The organism is Deferrisoma sp. (genome assembly GCF_054681715.1).
On sequence record NZ_BAAHFQ010000196.1, the window covers coordinates 1 to 4,958 of the forward strand.

A 4,958-nucleotide genomic window follows, 5' to 3' on the forward strand; every position below is an offset into this window, starting at 1 on the left:
GAGGGCTGTTCGAGCTCCCGGGCCTCCTCCTCGCGCACGATCTGGATCAGGAAGAGCTTCTGGAGCACGTCCTCCTCGATCCGGTCGCGCATCGACATGAAGAGCTCGTAGCCCTCCTTCTTGTAGACCACCAGCGGGTTCTCCTGGGCGTACCCCCGGAGCCCCACGCCCTCCTTGAGATGGTCCATGCTCAGGAGGTGGTCCTTCCAGTGGGTGTCGATGGACTGGAGGAGCACGTACTTCTGGAGCCGCGCCGCCATCTCGGGGCCGAACTCCTCGAGCTTCTGGTCGTACCGGGCGAGAACCCGCTCCACCACGTGGTCGGAGAGCTTGTCCTTCAGCGCCCGCAGTTCGTCGTCGGAGGCCTCGAGCTGAATGTGGAACTGCTTGAACAGGAGCTCCCGCAGCCCTTGGAGGTCCCACTTCTCGGGCGGCTCGTCGGCCGGGCACCGGTCGGCCACGAGCCCCTCGGCCACGCCGGCGGCCATCTCCTTGATCTCGTCGGTCAGGTCCTCGGCCCCGAGCACCTCGCGGCGCCAGCGGTAGATGGCCTCCCGCTGCTTGTTCATCACGTCGTCGTACTCGAGGAGGTGCTTTCGGATGTCGAAGTTGTGGGCCTCGACCTTCTTCTGGGCGTTCTCGATGGCCTTGGTGATCCAGGGGTGCTGGATGTCCTCGCCCTCCTGGAGCCCCAGCTTGGTGAGGAGCCCCGAGATCCGCTCGGACCCGAAGATCCGCATGAGATCGTCCTCGAGGCTTACGTAGAATCGGCTGGAGCCCGGGTCGCCCTGCCGGCCCGACCGGCCCCGGAGCTGGTTGTCGATCCGCCGGCTTTCGTGGCGCTCGGTGCCGATGATATGGAGGCCCCCCAGGGCGATCACCTCCTCCTTCTCCTTGGCGCAGATCTCCTTGTATTTGGCCAGCGCCGCCTCGTAGCCCTCGGGGTCCTCGTGGGGATCGGCCTCGGCCCGGGCCAGGAACACCGGGTTCCCGCCCAGCATGATATCGGTGCCCCGGCCCGCCATGTTCGTGGAGATGGTGACCGCGCCCTTGCGGCCGGCCTGGGCCACGATCTCGGCCTCCTTCTCGTGGTACTTGGCGTTGAGCACGTGGTGCGGCACCCCCCGGCGCTTGAGCATCCGGGAGAGCTTTTCGGAGTCCTCGATGGAGATGGTGCCCACCAGAACGGGCTGGCCCCGCCTGTGGCACTCCTCGATCTCGGCCACCACGGCCTCGAACTTCTCCTTCTTGGTCCGGTACACCACGTCGCCGTGGTCCTGGCGAATCATCGGCTTGTTCGTGGGGATGACCACCACGTCGAGGTCGTAGATCTGCTTGAACTCCACGGCCTCGGTGTCGGCCGTACCGGTCATGCCGGCCAGCTTCTCGTACATCCGGAAATAGTTCTGGAAGGTGACCGTGGCGAGCGTCTGGTTCTCGCTCTCGATCTTCACCCCCTCCTTGGCCTCGATGGCCTGGTGGAGCCCGTCGCTCCACCGCCGGCCCGGCATGAGCCGGCCGGTGAACTCGTCGACGATGATGACCTTGCCGTCCTTGACCACGTAGTCCACGTCGCGCTTGAAGAGCACGTGAGCCCGGAGGGCCTGGTTCACGTGGTGGAGGGTCTCGATCTCCCTGGGGTCGTAGAGGTTCTCGATGCCCAGGAGCTTCTCCACTTTGCTCACGCCCTGCTCGGTCAGGATCACCTGCTTGAGCTTCTCGTCCACGGTGTAGTCGCCGTCGGAGCCGTCCTCGGCCTGGGACCGGCGCAGATGGGGAATGATCTTGTCGATCACGTAGTACTTCTCGGTGGAATCCTCCGAGGGGCCCGAGATGATCAGCGGCGTGCGGGCCTCGTCGATCAGGATCGAGTCCACCTCGTCCACGATGGCGTAGTGGAACTCCCGCTGGACGTAGTCCTCCAGCCGGAACTTCATGTTATCCCTGAGGTAGTCGAACCCGAACTCGTTGTTCGTGCCGTAAGTGATGTCGGCGGCGTAGGCCTCGCGGCGCTCTTGGTCGTTGAGCCCATGGACGATGACGCCGACGGTCATGCCCAGGAACCGGTACACCTCGCCCATCCACTCGGCGTCACGGCGGGCCAGGTAGTCGTTCACCGTGACCACGTGCACCCCCCGGCCCGTGAGGGCGTTCAGGTACACCGGCAGGGTGGCCACCAGGGTTTTTCCCTCGCCCGTTTTCATCTCGGCGATCTTGCCCTCGTGGAGCACGACGCCGCCGATGAGCTGCACGTCGAAATGGCGCATGCCGAGAACCCGGCGGGCCGCCTCGCGCACCGTGGCGAACGCCTCGGGCAGGAGGTCGTCGAGCGGTTCCCCCGCCGCGAGCCGCTCCTTGAACCGCGGGGTCATGGCCTTGAGCTCGTCGTCGCTCAGGGCCTGGAACCGGGGCTCGAGCTCGTTGATCCGCTCCACGACGGGCCGGATGCGCTTGAGCTCGCGGTCGTTCTTGCTTCCGAAGATCTTCGTCAGTACGGCTTGGAACATGATTCGGCTCCACCCGCCGCGCGGGCGGCGGGGCTCTGAGGAGGATGGCTTACGCTACGGGGGTCGTCTCGGCGGGCGGGATGGGTCGGCCGGCGGCCGGAGTCGGCGGCCCGAAAGCCCCGGACTCCACCGGACCGGTCATGCTAGCACCCGGAACGGGGGGAGTCAAAACGCGAAGGTACCGGCCCTCACGGCCCGGCGTCGTCGGGACCGAGGGCCGAGAGAAGGTCCTCGACCTCGTCGAGGGCGTCGGCCGGCAACACGGCTTCCGCGCCCGACCCGGCCCCCTCGCAGGCCGCGCCCCGAAAGGCCAGGCGCCGGAGCTCCCGGCGGGCCAGGGCCAGGGCGCTGCCCAGTCCCCGGGCTCGCGCCGCGAGATCTTCGAGCACCGACGGGGGGAGCAGATCCGGTCCGCCGCAGGCGGCGAGGCGATGGAACAGGAACTCCCGCAGGTCCTCCCGGGAAACCGCCGGCAGCGGCGCCTCCCCGGCCCAGTCCGTCACGGGGCCTTCGTGGACCCAGAGGGGCAGGGCCACGGGATGGCCGGCCACCCGAAGCCCGGCCAAGAACGCCAACTCGGCCAGGTCCTCGGCGTCTGGCGTACCCTCCACGGCCACCACCACGGGCCCCGCTTCCTGGAACCGGTCCAGAATTACCTCGCACAGGAGAGCCACCCGATCTGGGTCCCCTTCCTCCGCGGGAGCGGCCCCAGCCCCTTCGAGCGCGGCCAAGAGGAACGGCTCCTCCCCCAGTGGCACCCACAGCACCGGCATTCCCCGGGCCAGGGCATCGTCCGCGATGCTCGCCACCAGGGTGTCGCGGCCGCTCCCCCCGGGGCCCGTGACGGCCACCGGCCGGCCGTTTCGGAGCGTCTCTACGGCGCTTCGCCGCACAGCCTCGCGTTCCGGGGTTTCCCAGAACAGGCCGCCGTCGGCCACCGCAGCAAAGGGGTCGCGGCTAAGCCCCAGTCCTCGCCACACGGCCTACTCCCCGGCCCGCACGGCCCGCAGCTTCCGGAGCCGCGAGGCCACGTCCCGGAACCCCGGGGCCTCGGCCTCGGCCCTCTCGAAGTGCCGGAGCGCCCCCTCCAGGTCGCCCTCCTCCTCCGAGAGGTCCCCCAACTCGTAGAGGATCGCCGCCCGGTCCTCGGGGGCGTTCGAGGGCACGGCCAGGGCCATTTTTAGGGCCGACCGGGCGTCGGCCCGGTTGCCCTGCTCGCGGTAGAGGCTCGCCATGGCCGCGTAGGCCTCCCGGGCCCTCTCGGGCGACCGGGCCGCGATCCGGAACTCCTCGAGGGCCTCCTCGACGAGGCCCATCTCCCGGTACGCCGTGCCGAGGTGGTAGTGGGTGTCGAAGTCCCCCTCCTCGAGCTTCTCGGCGATGCCGGCTTTGAACTCGGTGACGATGTCGTCGAGCTCCGAGACCTCGAAGTCCTCGAACCCCTCGAAACGAAGCCCCGAATCGTCGAGCACCTCGGACTGGAGGTCCACGAACCCGTCGTCCTCCTCGGCCTGGGGGGACCAGCCCAGGGCCTCGAGGCGGGCGAGCACGTGGGGCGACCCCGGGAACCGGTCCTTGAGCCGCAAAAGCGTCTGCACGGCCTCGTCTTTTCGGCCCTGGGCCTCCAGGAACTCGGCCTCGGCAAGGCCCTCCCGAAGGGCGTCGGAGGCCTCGGCCGTGGCCTCCCGGGTGCCCCGGCGCACCACCTGCTCCCCGGCTTCTCCCTCCACGAACTCGATGGCCGAGGCGTCGAGTTCGATCTCCACGGCCGGGCCCGCCCCCTCCACGGAGCCCGGCTTCAGATACTGGATGGCCTTTCGCGCCTCCGCGTTCTGGGGGTCCACCTCGAGCACCGACTGGTAGGCCCGCAGGGCCTCGTTCTCCCGGCGTTCCTGCAAGAGGAGCTCCGCGATCTGGAGCTGTTCCCGCACCCACCCCTCCCGGTCGCCCCGCCGCTCGTAGGCGTCCCGGAGCTTTCGCCGGAGATCGATCCGGGCCGGAGCCCGGTCCACCAGGAACCGGAGCTTCTCGGCCGCCTGCTCGTCCATGCCGTACTTGAGGTAGAGCTCCACCTCCAGGATCTCGCCCTCGAGGGGGTCCGGGCCCTCGGCCCCGGGCTCCTCCTCGGCGATCGCCGGGCCGCCCTCCCACGCCTCGGCCTCCCCGGTGGGCGGGGGCATCTCCAGCACCTCGCCCAGGGCGAGCCGGGCCTCGGCGTCGTCGGGCGCGATCTCGAGCACCTTGCGGTAGTAGAGGGCCTCCTTGTCCTCGATGCCCCGCCGGCCGTACACCTTGGCCATAGCCCGGTACGCGTCGGCCAGCTCTTTGCGGTCGCCCCGGGCCTGGGCGATGGCCGCGAGCTGCTCCAGGAGGAAGAGGTCCTCGGGGTCCTCCTCGTAGAGGTCCAACGCCACCTTGCGGGCCTCGGGGAGCTGGCCGAGGATCAGGTAC

3 protein-coding genes are annotated in these 4,958 nt (G+C 69.2%); all 3 read right to left on the minus strand.

What is annotated here, in order from left to right; genetic code table 11:
- A partial coding sequence (gene secA / locus ACY0I8_RS16305) for a preprotein translocase subunit SecA (RefSeq protein WP_461395589.1) occupies window positions 1-2,507 on the minus strand: 2,507 nt, incomplete at its 3' end.
- A gap of 188 nt (window positions 2,508-2,695) precedes the next feature.
- A complete protein-coding gene (locus ACY0I8_RS16310; RefSeq protein ID WP_461395590.1) occupies window positions 2,696-3,487 on the minus strand; it encodes a hypothetical protein in 792 nt (263 codons plus the stop codon).
- Between the two features lie 3 nt (window positions 3,488-3,490).
- Window positions 3,491-4,958: tetratricopeptide repeat protein (locus ACY0I8_RS16315; protein WP_461395591.1), on the minus strand; the 1,468-nt coding region annotated here is incomplete at its 5' end.